This window comes from Comamonas jiangduensis (assembly GCF_030162955.1).
GTDB lineage: Bacteria > Pseudomonadota > Gammaproteobacteria > Burkholderiales > Burkholderiaceae_C > Comamonas > Comamonas jiangduensis.
Genome location: NZ_JARXOV010000021.1, coordinates 66,445 through 83,594 on the forward strand (window position 1 = coordinate 66,445; position 17,150 = coordinate 83,594).

The 17,150-nt window shown below is 61.9% G+C and carries 15 protein-coding genes and 1 rRNA gene; 12 read left to right on the forward strand and 4 right to left on the reverse strand.

Features of this window, described 5'->3' with window-relative positions; all coding sequences use genetic code 11:
• Positions 1-75: 75 nt before the first annotated feature.
• The 3 genes from QEP12_RS15125 to QEP12_RS15135 all read right to left on the reverse strand — a co-directional run bounded on the left by QEP12_RS15125 (position 76) and on the right by QEP12_RS15135 (position 4,146).
• Positions 76-1,029 (reverse strand): cation diffusion facilitator family transporter, encoded by a 954-nt coding sequence (locus tag QEP12_RS15125; RefSeq protein ID WP_219163642.1) that lies wholly within the window; start codon positions 1,027-1,029, stop codon positions 76-78.
• A gap of 149 nt (positions 1,030-1,178) precedes the next feature.
• Positions 1,179-2,231: an AraC family transcriptional regulator gene (locus QEP12_RS15130; RefSeq protein ID WP_284214766.1), complete on the reverse strand. Its 1,053-nt coding sequence runs from the start codon at positions 2,229-2,231 to the stop codon at positions 1,179-1,181.
• Between the two features lie 187 nt (positions 2,232-2,418).
• On the reverse strand, positions 2,419-4,146 hold the full coding sequence (locus QEP12_RS15135; protein ID WP_174862406.1) for a Na+/H+ antiporter: 1,728 nt from the start codon (positions 4,144-4,146) through the stop codon (positions 2,419-2,421).
• Positions 4,147-4,244: 98 nt separating this feature from the next.
• Here QEP12_RS15135 and QEP12_RS15140 point away from each other — a divergent pair, with 98 nt between their 5' ends.
• The 12 genes from QEP12_RS15140 to QEP12_RS15195 all read left to right on the forward strand — a co-directional run bounded on the left by QEP12_RS15140 (position 4,245) and on the right by QEP12_RS15195 (position 16,898).
• Positions 4,245-5,852 (forward strand): carboxyl transferase domain-containing protein, encoded by a 1,608-nt coding sequence (locus QEP12_RS15140; protein WP_284214767.1) that lies wholly within the window; start codon positions 4,245-4,247, stop codon positions 5,850-5,852.
• A 30-nt stretch (positions 5,853-5,882) separates the two neighbouring features.
• A complete protein-coding gene (locus QEP12_RS15145; protein WP_284214768.1) occupies positions 5,883-6,665 on the forward strand; it encodes an enoyl-CoA hydratase/isomerase family protein in 783 nt (260 codons plus the stop codon).
• Between the two features lie 38 nt (positions 6,666-6,703).
• The gene (locus tag QEP12_RS15150; RefSeq protein ID WP_284214769.1) at positions 6,704-7,474 is read left to right on the forward strand and encodes a DUF4126 domain-containing protein; all 771 of its coding nucleotides are present in this window, start codon (positions 6,704-6,706) and stop codon (positions 7,472-7,474) included.
• 59 nt (positions 7,475-7,533) lie between these two features.
• A complete protein-coding gene (locus QEP12_RS15155) occupies positions 7,534-9,549 on the forward strand; it encodes an acetyl-CoA carboxylase biotin carboxylase subunit (protein ID WP_284214770.1) in 2,016 nt (671 codons plus the stop codon).
• Positions 9,550-9,940: 391 nt separating this feature from the next.
• Positions 9,941-10,861, forward strand: coding sequence for a 2-hydroxyacid dehydrogenase (locus QEP12_RS15160; protein ID WP_174862284.1), 921 nt, complete (start codon positions 9,941-9,943; stop codon positions 10,859-10,861).
• A gap of 26 nt (positions 10,862-10,887) precedes the next feature.
• Positions 10,888-11,817, forward strand: coding sequence for a hydroxymethylglutaryl-CoA lyase (locus QEP12_RS15165; RefSeq protein WP_219163634.1), 930 nt, complete (start codon positions 10,888-10,890; stop codon positions 11,815-11,817).
• The gene (locus tag QEP12_RS15170; RefSeq protein WP_174862283.1) at positions 11,818-12,333 is read left to right on the forward strand and encodes a YbaK/EbsC family protein; all 516 of its coding nucleotides are present in this window, start codon (positions 11,818-11,820) and stop codon (positions 12,331-12,333) included.
• A complete protein-coding gene (locus QEP12_RS15175; RefSeq protein WP_174862282.1) occupies positions 12,330-12,644 on the forward strand; it encodes a DUF1289 domain-containing protein in 315 nt (104 codons plus the stop codon). The genes QEP12_RS15170 and QEP12_RS15175 overlap by 4 nt, the downstream gene beginning before the upstream one ends.
• Positions 12,645-12,771: 127 nt before the next feature.
• Entirely contained in the window at positions 12,772-13,407 is a 636-nt protein-coding gene (locus QEP12_RS15180; protein WP_174862281.1) for a 2-hydroxychromene-2-carboxylate isomerase, read from the forward strand.
• Between the two features lie 210 nt (positions 13,408-13,617).
• Positions 13,618-15,303, forward strand: a complete 1,686-nt coding sequence (locus tag QEP12_RS15185) for an MFS transporter (protein ID WP_284214771.1) — start codon at positions 13,618-13,620, stop codon at positions 15,301-15,303.
• A gap of 243 nt (positions 15,304-15,546) precedes the next feature.
• Positions 15,547-16,620, forward strand: coding sequence for a porin (locus QEP12_RS15190; protein WP_174862280.1), 1,074 nt, complete (start codon positions 15,547-15,549; stop codon positions 16,618-16,620).
• 140 nt (positions 16,621-16,760) lie between these two features.
• A complete protein-coding gene (locus QEP12_RS15195) occupies positions 16,761-16,898 on the forward strand; it encodes a hypothetical protein (RefSeq protein WP_174862279.1) in 138 nt (45 codons plus the stop codon).
• Between the two features lie 166 nt (positions 16,899-17,064).
• Here QEP12_RS15195 and rrf read toward each other — a convergent pair.
• Positions 17,065-17,150, reverse strand: a 5S ribosomal RNA gene (gene rrf / locus QEP12_RS17070); the annotation flags it as partial.

The following is a 17,150-nucleotide window of genomic DNA, read 5'->3' on the forward strand; positions in this document are numbered from 1 at the left end:
ACTATGCTCTGCGTCCCATTCTTTTTGACGCAGCAATCATTCGATTTACGAATCACCTATCGCTGCGGGCAAACGCTAGCGGATGGTGCCCATTTCTGTTTCCAGCACCGTCGCGGCACCTTGGGGCAGCAGCTCAATGCGGGCCTGCACGCGGGGTATGGCGGCCATCAGCGCGGCCTCGGTGCGCTGGCGCCAGTCTGCGGCCTGGGCCAGCGTCCACTCCCCGGGCACGTGCAGGTGCAGGTCGATAAAGCTGTGCCCACCGGCTTGGCGGGTATGCAGGCTGTCAAACACCAGGTGCTCGCCCGTTTGCAGCTGTGCAGCCTGGGTTTGGGCTTGCAGCACGGCATCAATCTGCGCCAGTTGTTCGGGGTCCAAGGCAATGTCCATCAATCCTTGCGAGGCGCGCCACAGCAGCACGGCGCCGTGCCACAAGATGTTCAGCGCCACGGCCACGCCAGCGAGTGGGTCAAGCCACCACCAGCCACTGGCTTGGGCCAGCACCAGACCCAGCACCACCCCCACCGAGGTGTACACATCGGTCAGCAGATGGCGTGCATCGCCCTCCAGCGCCATGGAATGGTAGGTGCGCGCACTGCGAAACATCACCCACGCCAGCGCACCGTTGAGCACGGTACTGAGCAGCGACAGCCCCAGGCCCCAGTCCAGCCGTTGCAGCGGCTGGGGCGACAGCCAGCGGTCCACACTGACCCACAGGATGGCCAAACTGGCGCCAATGATCAGCAGCCCCTCAAACCCGGCAGAGAAATACTCTGCCTTGTAGTGGCCGTAGGGGTGGTCTTCATCGGCCGGACGCTGGGCGATGGTGAGCATGGCCAGCGCAAACGTGGCCCCCGCCAAATTCACGAACGACTCCATAGCATCCGAGAGCAAGCCCACGGAGCCGGTCAGCCACCATGCCAGCATCTTGAGCACGATGGTGATGACGGCCACCAACACGGAGATACGCAGCAAGCTGCGGGGAGTCAACCAACCCTCCAGGGCGGAGGGAGCCTGTGGTGATGCCATGCTATTCCTTCGTTCACCGCAATCGTGATTGCGAATGATTTTGGCTCTCAGCGCTTATCCAGCAAGCGTTGACAGCTATGTTTTTTCATGAATGCAGCAGTGTAGCGCGGCAACCCGCGCGCCGCCAGCCCTGCGGGGTGCGGCCATGCTTATCGCGCGCGCTGGGCTTGTCGGTAGGCGCCCGGTGCTTGCCCCGTCCATTGCACAAAGGCACGGCCAAAGCTTTTCTCACTGGCAAAGCCACAGGCTTGCGCCACGCGTTTGAGGGGCAAATCGCTGCGGTGCAACAAATGCAGGGCGCGGTGGCGGCGTACATCGTCTTTGAGCTGCTGCAAACTGCTGCCTTGCTGCTGCAACTGCCGGTGCAAGCTGCGCGGTGCCAGGTGCAATTGCGCACACAGGCTGGCGGCCGTGTGCCCGCATTGCGGATGCGACGCCAAGGCCTGGCGCACGCGCTGCACCAAGGGCTGGCCGGGCGTGTAGGGGCGCACCTGGATCGGCAAGGCGCGCTGCAGCATGGCGTTGAGCGCCTGCTCATCGCGCAGCACGGGCAGCTGCAGCAGCGCAGCATCCAGCTCCAGGCTGGCCACCGCTGCGCCAAATTGCACGGGGGCTTCAAACAGCAGGTCGTACACGCCGTGGTGCGCAGGCCGGGCAAAGGGAAAGCTGGCACGGCGCAGGGGCAAGCGTGCATCCACCAGCCAGCTGGCAAAGCCATGCAAATTGCGCAGCACCGAGAGCTGACAGAACTCCGCCATCGCCGCGTGCGGTACCCCCTCGCCCTGCACCACCAGCGTGATGGTGGCCAGGCTGCCATCCACCTGCAGCTGCAGCGCCACGTCCTGCGTTAGCAAGCCATGGTGGCGGCACCAACGCGCCACGGCCAGCCCCAGCGAAGGGCTGCTGATGCTGGCGCGTGCCAGCAAGCCATAGCTGCCCCAGGGCAGGCGGCGGCTGAACCAGCCCAGCGCCTCGTCATCCAGTTCGCGCATGGCGTGGTCGCACAGCAGCTCCATTTGCAGCGCCGTGATGCGGGCGCTGTCCTCTTGCAGCAGCTGTGGCGCAATTTGTGCCGCCTGCAATGCGCCCTCCACGGCCATGCCCCGCTGGGCATAGGCATGCGCCACGCTGCGCACAAAGGCGATGGGGGTGTGGGCGGGGTGTTGGGCGGCTGTGGCAGCCACCAGCAAAGGTGTGCTCATATGGCAATTATTGCAACCTATGTGACCGCTTCTGTATCTGTCATCGCCCTAGGATGACAGCCACAGCGGCCCATGCTGCCCAGCCCGGGCCGGTGGTGTTGCCGTCGATGCGCAGGCATTGCGCCTGCGTCGAAGTTTGTGGTTTCAGGAGACGTTCACGCGTATGCGCACCCGCCCTTTATCCGTATCAGCTGGCTCCATGCACGCTGGCCATCGGCATGCCGGCGGCTTTGCGTGCCACCACCAGGCGTTTGCGCAGGGCCACTTCGGACATATCCAGCTCACTGACCATGGCGCGCAAGGTTTCATCGTTGATGCGGTGTGCCTGGCGCTCGGCGTACAGCGTGTCGCGCTCTACCTGGATGCAGTGCAGACGCAACTCCATCTCTTTCACATAGCGCTCACGACGCTCTTGCACCATCTCCGGCGTGTCACGCTGGGCTTCGGTGCTGGTGGCCACGCCGCTGTCGTCCAGCAGGTGAATGCGGTTGCGGTATTCCTGCGTGATGCGGCCCACCACCTCTTGGTACTGCGCCAGCCACTGCTCGTCGTGCTGCTGCACATCGCTTTCGGTAATGGTCAGGCTGGCAATCGCCGCCTTGCAGGCCGCCGTGCGCGCCGCACGCTCTTCGTGCTGGGTCTCGGTATCTTCATGCGCAGGCATGCGCCGCAAGATCAAGGGCAGCGCAATCGCCCCCAGGATCAAGGTGAACAAAATCACGCCCGTGGCCAAGAAGATGAGCAAGTCGCGCTCCGGGAACGGGCGGCCATTGTGCAGATACACCGGGATGGACAGCGCCGCCGCCAGCGTCACCGCACCACGGATACCCGCCATGGTGGTGGCCAGATTCAGCAGGCGCGAGGGCTTTTCGGTCATCTTGCCCTGGCGGTGCGCGGTGCGCAGTGCGCGGTGCACGCCCAGCTCAATCCACACCCAGCGCACCAGCAGCAGGCCCGAAGAAATAGCGGCCACCCAGCCCAGCAGCACCCACCAGTCATAGCCCGAATGCAAGAGGGTGGTGCCCATGATGGAGGGCAGTTGCAGCCCCAGCAACAAGAAGATAGCGCCATTGAAGGCGGCTTCCACCATGCTCCACGTCCCTTCGGTCTGCAGGCGCTCGGAGATGAAGTTAGAGCGATCCAGATCTGCAAAATTGGTAGCAATACCCGCAGCTACAGCGGCCAAAATTCCCGAAACACCAATTTTTTCACCCACGATATAGGCAGCAAACGGCAGCAGCACCAACAGCAGCACCATCTGGGTAGCGGCCACATCGCCCACGCGGCGCGTGACGGCATCGCGTGCATAGCTAAAGCCCCAGCCCATGGCAGCGCCCACACCCAGCCCGCCCACGGCCATCCAGGTGAAGTCTTTGGCCACATTGCTCCACGAGAACAGCCCGGTCAGCGTGGCGGCCACGGCAAATTTGACAGCCACCAGACCCGATGCATCGTTCAGCAGCGACTCGCCTTCGAGCATGTGCATGGTTTTGTGCGGCATGCCCAGGTTGCGTGTGATGGCCGACACTGCCACCGCATCGGTGGGCGAGACCACGGCCGCCAGTGTGAACGCCACCGTCAGCGGCATGGCGGGAATCATCCAATGGATGAGATAGCCCAAGCCCAGTACCGTAATCAGCACCAGGCCAAACGCCAGCAGCAAGATGGGGCGTGCCAGCGCAAAAAACTCCCGTTTGGGAATGCGCCAGCCGTCGGCAAACAGCAGCGGTGGGATGAACAGCAGCAGGAACAGTTCGGGGTCGAACGCAATGTGCAACCCTTTTTGGGGCCATGCGATCAGCGCACCGATGGCAATTTGGATCAGAGGCAGGGGGATGGCACGCACATAACGCGCGGCAATCCCCGTAAGGGCACCCAGCATCAGTACGAGCAAGACGGTTTCAACGGTGTGCATGCGGCATTTTCTTTGCGCGAGCGAGCGCGCGGCTGTCAGACAGATCCAAAGCCCCAAGGATATCTAAGTAAAAACCCCGATAAAACCAAGGAGACACGATGAGCACCCTCTCCAGTCAACTGAATCCACGATCAGCAGACTTCCAAGCCAATGCGGCGGCCATGCAAACCCTGGTGGACGATTTGCGCGCACGCTGCGCACAGATCGCCCAAGGTGGGGGCGAAGCGGCGCGCGCCAAACACGTAGCGCGCGGCAAGCTGCTGCCGCGTGAACGCGTGCAGCTGCTGCTGGACCCCGGCACGCCATTTCTGGAGCTGGCCCCGCTGGCCGCGCTGCACATGTACAACAACGATGCGCCGGGCGCCGGCTTGATTGCGGGCATTGGCCGGGTCAGCGGGGTGGACTGCATGGTGGTGTGCAACGATGCCACCGTCAAAGGCGGCACCTACTATCCCATAACGGTGAAAAAGCATTTGCGTGCACAAGAGATTGCGCAGCAAAACCGCCTGCCCTGTATTTATCTGGTGGACTCCGGCGGCGCCAACCTGCCCAACCAGGACGATGTCTTCCCCGACCGTGACCACTTTGGCCGCATCTTCTTCAACCAGGCCAACATGAGCGCGCAAGGCATTGCGCAGATTGCCGTGGTCATGGGCAGTTGCACGGCCGGTGGTGCCTATGTGCCGGCGATGAGCGATGAATCCATCATCGTCAAAAACCAGGGCACCATCTTTTTGGGCGGCCCGCCGCTGGTCAAAGCCGCGACGGGCGAGGTGGTGAGCGCCGAAGACCTGGGCGGCGGCGATGTGCACACGCGCCTGTCCGGCGTGGCCGACCACCTGGCCGAAAATGACACGCACGCGCTGGCGCTGGCCCGCACGGCGGTAGGTAATTTGAATAAAAACAAGGCTGCAGTGCCCGCCGATGCTGCGCTAGTAGCTCCACTTTTTGATGCGCAAGAGCTGTATGGCGTGATTCCCACCGACACGCGCAAGCCGTTTGATGTGCGCGAGATCATTGCCCGCATCGTCGATGGCAGCGTGTTCGACGAATTCAAGGCCCGCTTTGGCAGCACGCTGGTGTGCGGCTTTGCGCGCATTGAAGGCATGCAGGTGGGCATCATCGCCAACAACGGCATTTTGTTTTCCGAATCGGCCCTGAAAGGCGCGCACTTTATTGAGCTGTGCTGCCAGCGCAAGATTCCGCTGGTGTTTCTGCAGAACATCACCGGCTTCATGGTGGGCCGCAAGTACGAAAACGAAGGCATTGCCCGCCATGGCGCCAAGCTGGTCACGGCCGTGGCCACGGCAGCCGTGCCCAAATTCACCATCATCATTGGCGGCAGCTTTGGCGCGGGCAACTACGGTATGTGCGGCCGCGCCTTCAGTCCGCGCTTTTTATGGATGTGGCCCAACGCCCGCATCTCCGTCATGGGCGGTGAGCAGGCCGCCAGCGTGCTGGCCACCGTCAAGCGCGATGGCATTGAGGCCAAGGGCGGCAGCTGGAGCGCTACGGAAGAAGAAGCCTTCAAAGCCCCCATCCGCCAGCAGTACGAAGACCAGGGCCACCCCTACTACGCCAGCGCCCGCCTGTGGGATGACGGCGTGATCGACCCCGCCGACACCCGCCGCGTGCTGGCGCTGGGCCTGTCGGCCAGCCGCAATGCGCCGATCGAAGACACCCAATTTGGCATCTTCCGCATGTAATGCGCGGCACCAACCACAAGGAGACCTCCCATGTCCAAACCTGTCACCCTGACCGTGAATGCTGGCGTCGCCACCATCACGCTGACGCAGCCGGAAATCCGCAACGCCTTCAGCGACGAGGTGATTGCCGAAATCACCGCCGCCTTTGAAACCGTGGCCCAGCACACCGAGGTGCGCGCCGTGGTGCTGGCCGCCGAAGGCCCGGCCTTTTGCGCCGGTGCCAATCTGAACTGGATGCGCCGCATGGCCGACTACAGCCGCGAAGAAAACGTGGTGGACGCGGGCAAGCTGGCTGCAATGATGCACACCATCTACACCTGCCCCCACCCCACCATTGCGCGCGTGCAAGGCGATGTGTATGCCGGTGGCATGGGGCTGGTAGCCGCCTGCGACATGGCCGTGGCCGTAGACAGCGCCCAGTTCTGCCTGAGCGAGGTGAAGATTGGCCTGATCCCCGCCACCATCGCCCCCTATGTGCTGCGCGCCATGGGGCCACGCGCAGCGCACCGCTACTTTCTGACGGGTGAGCGCTTTGATACCGCACAGGCCCTGCGCATGGGCTTTGTGCACGAGGTGGTCGCCGCCGACGATCTGGACACCGCCGTGGACAACCTGCTCAAGCACCTGCTGCAAGCAGGCCCGGCTGCCGTGCGGGCCTGCAAAAAGTTGGTGCTGGACACGGCCGAGCGTGAAATCACCGCCCAGCTCACCCAGCAGACCGTGGAAGCGATTGCCGATATCCGAGCCAGCGCCGAAGGCAAGGAAGGGGTGCAAGCCTTCCTTGGCAAGCGCAAGCCCGCCTGGCTCGCGTAACAGCGTTCCGCGTTTTACCTGCCTGAGCACCCGCCCCCATGAACGACCTCTGGAACACCTTGCTGCAATGGCTGCACCGCGTGGGCCTGCACCCTGACCGCGCAGAGGTCGAGCGTGCCGGTGCTGCCGTGCTGGACAGCGCCACCGGCGTCGCCCACACCGTAGGCCAAGCCGCCAGTGGTATGGACATGACCAGCCTGCTGGCCTTGGCGGCAGCACTGGGTTGGGCCAGCGGCTTTCGGCTGTATCTGGTGGTGTTTTTGGTGGGCATGCTGGGCGCGACAGGGCTGATGGAGCTGCCCGGCGGCCTGCATGTGCTGGCACACCCGGCCCTGCTGTTTGCCAGCGGCGGCATGCTGTGCATGGAGTTTTTTGCAGACAAGATTCCCGGCGTGGATTCGCTGTGGGACTTGCTGCAAAGCGTGCTGCGTGTGCCCGCCGGCGCGGCCTTGGCCGCGGGCGTGTTCGGCGCCGACCAGGCCACCATGGCCGTGATGGCTGCGCTGATGGGGGGCACGCTGGCCGCCACCAGCCAGGCCGCCAAAACCACCACGCGCGCCCTCATCAACACCAGCCCTGAGCCCTTGAGCAACCTGGGCGCCAGCCTGGCCGAAGACACCGCCGCCGTGGGCGCCGTGTGGCTGGCACTGGCCCACCCGGCGGTGTTTGCCGGGGTGCTGGTGGTGACCGTGATTGCCATGTGGGCGGTGACGTGGATGCTGTGGCGCTTTCTCAAAGCCGCCCTGCGCAAGCTCAAAGGCTGGATGGGCGCTGGCGAAACCACCCACCCCAAACTACCAAAAACATAGCTGCTAACGCTTACCTAATAAGCGCTAGAGCCTCAAAACACTTCAAACGGAGACAAGGCATGTTCACCAAAATTTTGATTGCCAACCGCGGCGAAATCGCCTGCCGCGTGGCCGCCACCGCCCGCCGCCTGGGCATCCAGACCGTGGCCGTGTATTCCGACGCCGACGCCCAGGCCAAGCATGTGGCCGCCTGCGACGAGGCCGTGCACATCGGCGGCAGCGCACCCAAGGACAGCTACCTGCGCTGGGAGCGCATCCTGCAAGCCGCCCAGGCCACGGGCGCACAGGCCATCCACCCCGGCTATGGTTTTCTGAGCGAGAACGAAGACTTTGCCCAGGCGTGCCAGGCCGCCGGTCTGGTGTTCATCGGCCCGCCCGCCAGCGCCATCCGCGCCATGGGCCTGAAGGCCGAGTCCAAGCAGCTGATGGAAAAGGCCGGCGTGCCCCTGGTGCCCGGCTACCACGGTGCCGACCAGAACCCCGAATTGCTGCAGCGCGAGGCCGACCGCATTGGCTACCCGGTGCTGATCAAGGCCAGCGCCGGCGGTGGTGGCAAGGGCATGCGCCTGGTCGAGCAGCGCGAGGACTTTGCCGCCGCCCTGGCCAGCTGCCAGCGCGAGGCCATCAACAGCTTCGGCAACGACGCCGTGCTGGTCGAAAAATACGTGCTGCGCCCACGCCACATCGAGATCCAGGTGTTTGGCGACACCCAGGGCAACTGCGTCTACCTGTTTGAGCGCGACTGCTCCGTGCAGCGCCGCCACCAGAAGGTGCTGGAAGAAGCTCCCGCCCCCGGCATGACCGAGGCCCTGCGCCAGAAGATGGGTGCGGCCGCCGTGGCCGCTGCCAAAGCGGTGAATTACGTGGGCGCAGGCACGGTGGAATTCATCGTCGAGCAGCCCGGCGGCTACGACGCGCCGGACGCCATGCAGTTCTACTTCATGGAGATGAACACCCGCCTGCAGGTGGAACACCCCGTGACCGAAGCCATCACCGGCGAAGACCTGGTGGAATGGCAGCTGCGCGTGGCCGCCGGCCAGCCCCTGCCCAAGCGCCAAGATCAGCTGCAGATCATCGGCCACGCCATCGAGGCCCGCATCTGCGCCGAGAACCCCGACAACGGCTTTCTGCCCGCCACCGGCACGCTGCAGGTCTATCGCAAGCCGGCGTGCAGCAGTTTTGCCATCAGCGATGTGCGCGTGGACGACGGCGTGCGCGAGGGCGATGCCATCAGCCCCTTCTACGACAGCATGATCGCCAAGCTGATCGTGCGCGGCGACACGCGCGCCCAGGCCCTGGCGCGGCTGGATGCGGCCCTGGCGCAGACGCAGATCGTCGGCCTGGCCACCAACGTGCAGTTCCTGCGCCATGTGGTGCGCAGCACCGCCTTTGTCGGCGCCCAGCTGGACACCGCCCTGATCGAGCGCGAGAAGGCCGCGCTGTTCGACCAGCAGCCCGTGCCCACCGCCCTGGCCATGGCCGCCGCCGTGGCCCAGCTGCTGCAGGCCGAACAGGCGCTGCAGACGGCCGACCCCTTCAGCCGCCGCGACGGCTGGCACAGCCACGGCAGCCCACGCCGCCCGCTGCAGCTGCTGCAGGGCGGCACGCCCGTTGCCGCCAGCCTGACCACGGCCCACGACGGCCAGCTGCAGCTGCAGGTGGGGGACACCACGGGCCGCCTGGACTGGCAGCCCCAGGGCGACGGCCTGCTGGTGCAGTTTGCCGGCCTGCGCAGCACCGCCCAGGTGCATGTGCAGGGCGAGGTGCGCCACATCTTCACGCCCCAGGGCGCGGCCGTGCTGGAGCTGCCCGACCCGCTGGCGCATGCGGGCGAGGGCCACCGCGAAGGCGGCCGCCTGACCGCGCCCATGCCCGGCAAGGTGGTGTCGTTTGCCGTGAAGGCGGGCGATGTGGTCACCCAGGGCCAGCCGCTGGCGGTGATGGAGGCCATGAAGATGGAGCACACCATCGCCGCCCCGGCCGATGGTGTAGTGCAAGAGCTGCTGTACGCGCCCGGCGACCAGGTGACCGAAGGGGCGGAGCTGATCCGCATTGCAGCCACCGAGGCCGCGTAAACGCCATGCAACGCCAGGGGGCACACCGCAGGGGTTGGGCTTGCAGCGCGGCCAGCGTGCATCCTGCCCCCAGGTGCACGGTGGCACGTTCAAGGTAGGGACGCATGGCGTTCCCTGTCGCGCCCCCTTACCATGGCCCGCACCATGCGTGCCATCCCGCCAAGCTGGCACCATCGCGCTGACCCCGCATGGCGCTAGCGAAGTGAGCACCCCAGGGGGATTACCCAATCGGATGGGTCAAAAATGAGAGCTTCTGGCGCAGCATGTAAGCCATCTTCAAATACAAAACCTTGGCAATTGCTGGATGGACCTGCGCAAGCAGCTCTCTTTTTCAAGAGCGCCATGCCCACATGACAGACAGCCACACAGCCAGCCGTTACCCTCGCCATCCATGAGAGTCACTTTTTGCTGCACGGGCACCAAGCCCGAACCTTGGTTGGACGGATTGCGCGCGGCCTTGCCCGGCGCAGACATCAGTGTGTGGGCGCCCGGCGCGCCCCAGGCGGACTACGCCGTGGTCTGGGCACCGCCCCAGCAGTTCCTGGATGAGCAACCCGCGCTCAAAGCGCTGTTCAACATCGGCGCGGGGGTGGATGCCCTGCTCAAGCTGAAGCTCCCCCCGCAGGCCCAGGTGGTGCGCCTGGACGACGCCGGCATGTCCGTGCAGATGGCCGAATACGTGACGCAAGCGGTGATTCGCCACTTCCGCGAACTCGATGCCTACGAAGCCGATATGCGCCAAGGGCAGTGGAAGTTCCGCAAGCCCCAGCTGCGTGCCGACTTCCCCGTAGGCGTGATGGGCCTGGGCGTGCTGGGCGAACGCGTGGCCAAGGCGCTGGGCGTGTTCGAGTTTCCTGTGCGCGGCTGGAGCCGCAGCGCCAAGCACATCGACGGCGTGCAGACCTTCAGCGGCGAAGCAGGCTTTGGCGAATTTCTGCGCGGCACGCGCATCCTGGTCAACCTGCTGCCGCTGACGCCCGAGACCGAGAACATCATCAACCGTGCCACCCTGCAGCAATTGCTACCCGGCGCTTACGTCATCAACGTCGCGCGCGGCGCGCACCTAGTGGACGAAGACCTGATCGCCCTGATCGCGCAAGGGCATGTGGCTGGCGCCATGCTGGATGTGTTCCGCCAAGAGCCTCTGCCCGCTGACCACCCCTTCTGGGCTGTGCCCTCCATCACCCTGACGCCGCACACCTCGGCCCGCACCCTGCGCGAGGAAAGCATTGCCCAAATCGTCGGCAAAGTGGCCGCCATGAGCCGGGGCGAGCCCGTGCAAGGCATGGTCAATCCGCAACGTGGCTACTAAATTCCACCTATTCCAAGGAGCACAACATGTCCTACCCCACCCGCGTCAAACTGGTTGAAGTGGGCCCCCGCGATGGTCTGCAAAACGAAAAGCAGCCCGTACCGGCTGCCGTCAAAATTGAGCTGATTCACCGCCTGCAGGCCGCGGGCAGCAAAGAGATTGAGGTCACCAGCTTTGTCAGCCCCAAGTGGGTGCCGCAAATGGCTGACAACGCCGAGGTCATGGCCGGTATTGAGCGCCGCGCAGACGTGCGCTATTCCGTGCTGACGCCCAATATGAAAGGCTACGAAGCCGCTGTGCTGACGCAGCCCGATGAGATCGTGGTGTTTGGTGCGGCCAGCGAGGCATTTAGCCAGAAAAACATCAACTGCTCCATCGCCGAAAGCATTGAACGCTTTGCCCCCGTGGTGGAAGCCGCCCGCGCCGCAGGCATCTATGTGCGCGGCGCCATGAGCTGCACCGTGGGCTGCCCCTACGAAGGCGATGTGGCCCCAAGCCAAGTGGGTTACCTGGCCAAGCTGATGAAAGACATTGGCGTGCAGCACATTGGCGTGGCCGACACGATTGGCGTGGGCACGCCCATCAAGGTGCGCAAAGCGCTGGAGGCCACGCTGCAGCACTTTGACATCAACGATGTCTCGGGCCACTTCCACGACACCTACGGCCAAGCCGTGGCCAATACGCTGGCGGCGCTGGCCATGGGCGTGTGGCAGTTTGATACGTCGGTGGCTGGCCTGGGCGGCTGCCCGTATGCCAAGGGCGCTACGGGCAATGTGGCCACCGAAGACGTGGTCTACATGCTGCATGGCATGGGCATTGAAACCGGCCTGGATCTGGACAAGCTGGTGGATGCCGGCGCGTTCATCAGCCAGGCGTTGGGGCGCCCCACCCAGTCCCGCGTGGCCAAGGCCTTGCTGGCCAAACGTGACAGCGCTGCCGTGTGTGAGGCCGTGTAAATGTGCGGCTCTCAATTGCATGCCTTGCCTGAAGCGGTGCAGCGTGTCGCGCGCTTTCTGCAAGACGCGGGCCACCCACATGCACCACGCATGCTGGACGGCGCTGCGCGCACCGCGCAAGAAGCGGCTGACCAGCTCGGCATTCTTGTCGGCCAAGTGGCCAAAAGCGTAATCTTCAAGCGCAAGCCCGAAGGCACGCATGTGCTGGTGGTGGCCGCAGGAGACCGCCGCGTGGACGAAAAAAAGGTCGCCGCCTTGGCGGGCAAAATTGGCAGGGCCGACGCGGAGTTTGTGAAAGCCCACACCGGGTTTTCGATTGGCGGCGTCAGCCCGGTGGCGCACGCTCATCCACCCCTGGTGCTGATCGACCGCAGCTTGCAACGCTTTGACGTGCTGTGGGCAGCGGCTGGCCACCCGCATGCGGTGTTTGCCCTGAATCTGGCCCAGCTGCAAGCGCTGACCCAAGCCCCCGTGGTCGATATCGCCGAAGCGGCGCAAGAGGCCGTACTGACATGACAGCACCCCACCTGATTCCTGCGGCCCCCCCAGCGCTGCTGCACAAGCTGCAGACCGTTGCAGCCCAAGGCTTGCTGCGCCCCGATGCGAACGAGCCGCCCCCCTCCCCCTGTGTCAACGTATGCCGCATGGATGCGCAGCGCCAGTACTGCATTGGCTGCCTGCGCACGCTGGATGAGTTGCGCGCCTGGGGTGCCTCCGACGCCGATGCCAAACGCGCAATTTGGGGGCATATTCAGCAACGCAGTGCTTGCACAACCCGCGCAGACACTGCGCCTGCCGTATCCACAGACCACGTCTCTTTGCCCTAAAAAAAGGAGCTGCTAGCGCTTATCTAGCCGTTGTTTCAGATGCCAAACACTTTGAAATCATTGAAAGATAAGCGCTAGCAGCTCTTTTTTTAAACTTCACCCCCACTTTCTCCAGAAAGCCCACGCCATGCACTACATCACCATGCATTTGGATTTTGTGTCTCCCTACGCGTGGCTGGCTTTCCAGCAACTGCCCCAAACGCTGCAAGGCCTGAACGTGCACGTCACCTATCGCCCGGTGCTGCTGGCTGCCTTGCTGCGACACAGCAACAACCCCGGCCCAATGGAGACCCCCGCCAAACGCCTGTGGACGTACCGCCACACCGAGTGGCTGGGCCAGCACCTGGGCGTGCCGCTGCAAACGCCCGCCAGCCACCCCTTCAACCCCTTGCCGCTTTTGCGCCTGGCGCTGCACACCAGCGAAGATGGCAGCATCAACCGCTATGTGGCGGAAACCGTCTTTCGCCACGTCTGGGAAGGCGGTGGCGACGCACTCGATCCTGCACGCGTGCAAGCGCTGCAAACCACGCTGGCAGCGCAAATGAACCCTGCACCAGACATCGCCGATCAAGCCAAACAATGGCTGCGCAGCAATACCGAAGCCGCCAGCGCCCAGGATATTTTTGGCGTGCCCGCATTCGAGGTCGCAGGCCAGGTTTTCTGGGGCCTCGACAGCCTACCCATGCTGCGCGATTTTCTGGATGGGCACCCATGGTTCGCCTCCGGGGCATGGGAAAACGCCAACAGCGTTTCACGGGTTTAGCCTGATTCCAGATTCAGCACTTGCTTCTAGGCACTTTCACGCCATCTCACATCACGAAAAACCACGTGCGGGTTAGACCTCAATTCGTCAGATACGCGCAAGTTTGGCGCAAGTTAGCGTTGGATTGACGTCAGAAGCGGGTCAGTACCGACTCCAAGAATGTGCTTGCCCGTCCAAAGCGGCTCATACAACACATTCAGGAGACAACACATGGCCATCAACGCTGCAAACGGCGTCGGCGCGAAAGGCGTAGCCCCTCGCCCCATGACGCCAGAAGAGCGCAAAGTGATCTTTGCCTCATCCCTCGGAACCGTTTTCGAGTGGTATGACTTCTACCTCTACGGCTCACTCGCCGCCATCATCGCCAAGCAATTCTTCAGCGGTTTGGATGCAGGCTCGGCCTTCATCTTTGCGCTGCTGGCATTTGCAGCAGGCTTTATCGTTCGCCCCTTCGGCGCGCTGGTGTTCGGCCGCCTGGGCGACATGATTGGCCGCAAGTACACCTTCTTGGTCACCATCTTGCTGATGGGTGTCTCCACCTTCATCGTGGGCATCTTGCCCAACTACGCCACGATTGGTGTCGCAGCGCCCATCATCTTGATGGTGCTGCGCATGCTGCAAGGCTTGGCACTGGGCGGCGAATACGGTGGTGCTGCCACTTATGTGGCGGAACACGCGCCCCACGGCAAGCGCGGTGCTTACACCTCGTGGATTCAAACCACTGCCACACTCGGCCTGTTCCTGTCGCTGCTGGTGATTCTGGGTGTACGCACTACGCTGGGCGAAGAAAAATTCGTCGACTGGGGCTGGCGTATTCCTTTCTTGGTCTCCATCTTGCTGCTGGCCGTGTCGGTGTGGATCCGCATGACGCTGCATGAGTCTCCTGCCTTCCAGAAAATGAAAGCAGAAGGCAAGACCTCCAAGGCACCTTTGACCGAATCCTTCGGTCAGTGGAAAAACTTGAAAATCGTGCTGCTGGCTTTGTTGGGCCTGACTGCAGGCCAAGCGGTGGTCTGGTACACCGGCCAGTTCTATGCGCTGTTCTTCCTGACACAGCAGCTGAAAGTTGATGCCGTTACCGCCAACCTGATGATTGCCGCCGCTTTGCTGCTGGGCACGCCTTTCTTCGTGATCTTTGGCTCGCTGTCCGACAAGATCGGCCGCAAGCCCATCATCATGCTGGGTTGCGCACTGGCCGTATTCACCTACTTCCCCGTCTTCAAGGCGCTGACCGTTGCCGCCAACCCTGACTTGGCTGCCGCACAAGCCAACGCCAAGGTCGTGATCGTGGCCGACCCTGCAGAATGCTCCTTCCAGTTCAACCCTACAGGCACTGCCAAGTTCACCAGCTCCTGCGATATCGCCAAGCAAGCCCTGGCCAACCGTTCCGTGAGCTATGACACCGAAGTTGCACCTGCAGGCACCCCTGCCGTCGTGAAGATCGGCTCGCACACCGTTGCCAGCTACAGCTCCGTGGGTCTGAGCGCCGATGACGCGAAAACCAAAGCCGCCGAATTCAACAAGGGCTTGGCTGAAACATTGAAGCAAGACGGCTACCCAGACAAGGCCGATCCCGCCAAGATGAACAAGCTCATGATGATCTTGATCTTGTTCTACCTGGTCTTGCTGGTCACCATGGTGTACGGCCCCATCGCTGCCATCTTGGTGGAAATGTTCCCCACCCGCATCCGCTACACCTCGATGAGCTTGCCCTACCACATCGGTAATGGCTGGTTCGGCGGCCTGCTGCCCACCATGTCGTTTGCCATCGTGGCGCAAACCGGCAACATGTACAACGGCCTGTGGTACCCCATCGTCATCGCCGGCGTGACTGCCGTGATTGGCACCTTGTTCCTGCGTGAAACCAAGGATGTGGATATCTACGCAGATGACTAAATCTCGCGATTAATTTGCCATCACCATTTCGGTGCGCCCCGCCCTTTTGCGGGGCGTTTCATTTAGAACTGAACCGAAATGAAGCAAACCAACAAACGATGTTGCTGCAACGCATCATTTGTCATCAAAACTTCATCCAAAACCACTCTCTCTGCCTACTAAAACCTAGAATTTATTCAGCCCTTTGAGAATGTGTCTAAGACCAAAATCACTGGCTACTCACAAACCCACCTAGGAAACAATATGACAAAGACAACTCGCGTAATGCTGGCTGTGTTGGCGGCTTGCGGCACTTCTGCAGCCCTGGCTCAAAGCAGCGTAAATGTATATGGTCGCGTGAACACGACCATTGAAAATACCAAGATTGGTAATGACCGCGTCACCGAGATGAATACCAACAGTTCTTTCATCGGTTTCCGTGGCGTGGAAGATCTGGGCAATGGCTTGAAGGCTGGTTTTGTACTGGAAGGCAACTTCAATTCTGATGATGGCGCAGGTTCAGGCAAGAATGGTCAATTCAATTTCAAACGCAACAGCGAAATCAATCTGTCCGGCAACTTCGGTATGCTCCGCCTAGGTGCATATGACCCCTACTCCTACACTGTGACTGCTGACACCATCAGCATGCACAACCACGATACAGGCATTTCTGCCGATGCACTGTACCTTGGCAACCATACCGTTTCCGGTTCCAATGGCAACAAGTTGGCCTACCGCACGCCAAACATCGCAGGCTTTGATGCTGAAGTTCAGTACTCCTTCGGCGAAAAGACTGCAATCGACGACCCTGCCACCGTTGAAAACCGTGGTGCTTGGGATTTAGGCGTTAACTATGCCAACGGCCCCTTGGGTCTTGGCTTGGGTTACTCTAAAGAAAAGGCGCGTGACATCATTGGCACAGAACAAGGCTCCGCTCAGCAATTCGCACTGCGTGCTTCTTACGCTATCGGCGATCTTACTCTGGGTGCTTACTACCAACGTCAAGAGCTGAAGTGGGATGCAGACAAGGTGAAGCGCAATGCTTATCGTCTGGCAGCCATGTACACAATGGGCGCTTCTGAGTTCCATGCCAACATTGGTCGTGCAGACAAGCTCAAAGCAAATGGCGTTAAGCTGGACAATACTGCGGCAACTCAATGGACACTGGCTTACAACTACAACTTGAGCAAGCGCACCAAGGTGTACGCTCTGTACACCAATATCAACAACGTGAATGGCACAACTGGCGGCATCGTCGAAGTGTTTGACACTGGAGTCATTCCCACCGAAAAGGAAAAACTGCGCTCTTTCGGCGTTGGCATCCGTCACCTTTTCTGATCGATCGAGCGTAAGCTCACTGCAATCCCTGCTTGGTGTAATGTCGGCAGGGGCTGCTCCAAGGTTTAAGCCTCAATTCGTAAGAATTGAGGCTTTTTTTATTAACGCCCCTGCACATCAACAACGAGAAGGAGACTGAAATGTGGAAAATCGCTGTAGGGTTTGTTATTTTTGCCGCAATTTCTCTCTACATGATCATGCAATTTGGCGATCAAGTGGACATGGGCGGAGAAAAGCATGGCGCCGATGCAATTCATGCACCCGAAGAGAAAAAATAAAAAAGGAGCGCTTGGCGCTCCTTGTACTTGGATTTCAACGAGGTTCAGCCCTCAGCTTCAATAAGAGCGCACGCAGTGCGCTCTTATTTTTTGTCTTTCGGCTTTCTAGCGCCCATAAAACAAAACCCCTGTCTCTTGCGGAGATCAGGGGTTTGTCACTGCAAGAGCCTGACGATGACCTACTTTCACACGGGAGCCCGCACTATCATCGGCGCTAAGTCGTTTCACGGTCCTGTTCGGGATGGGAAGGAA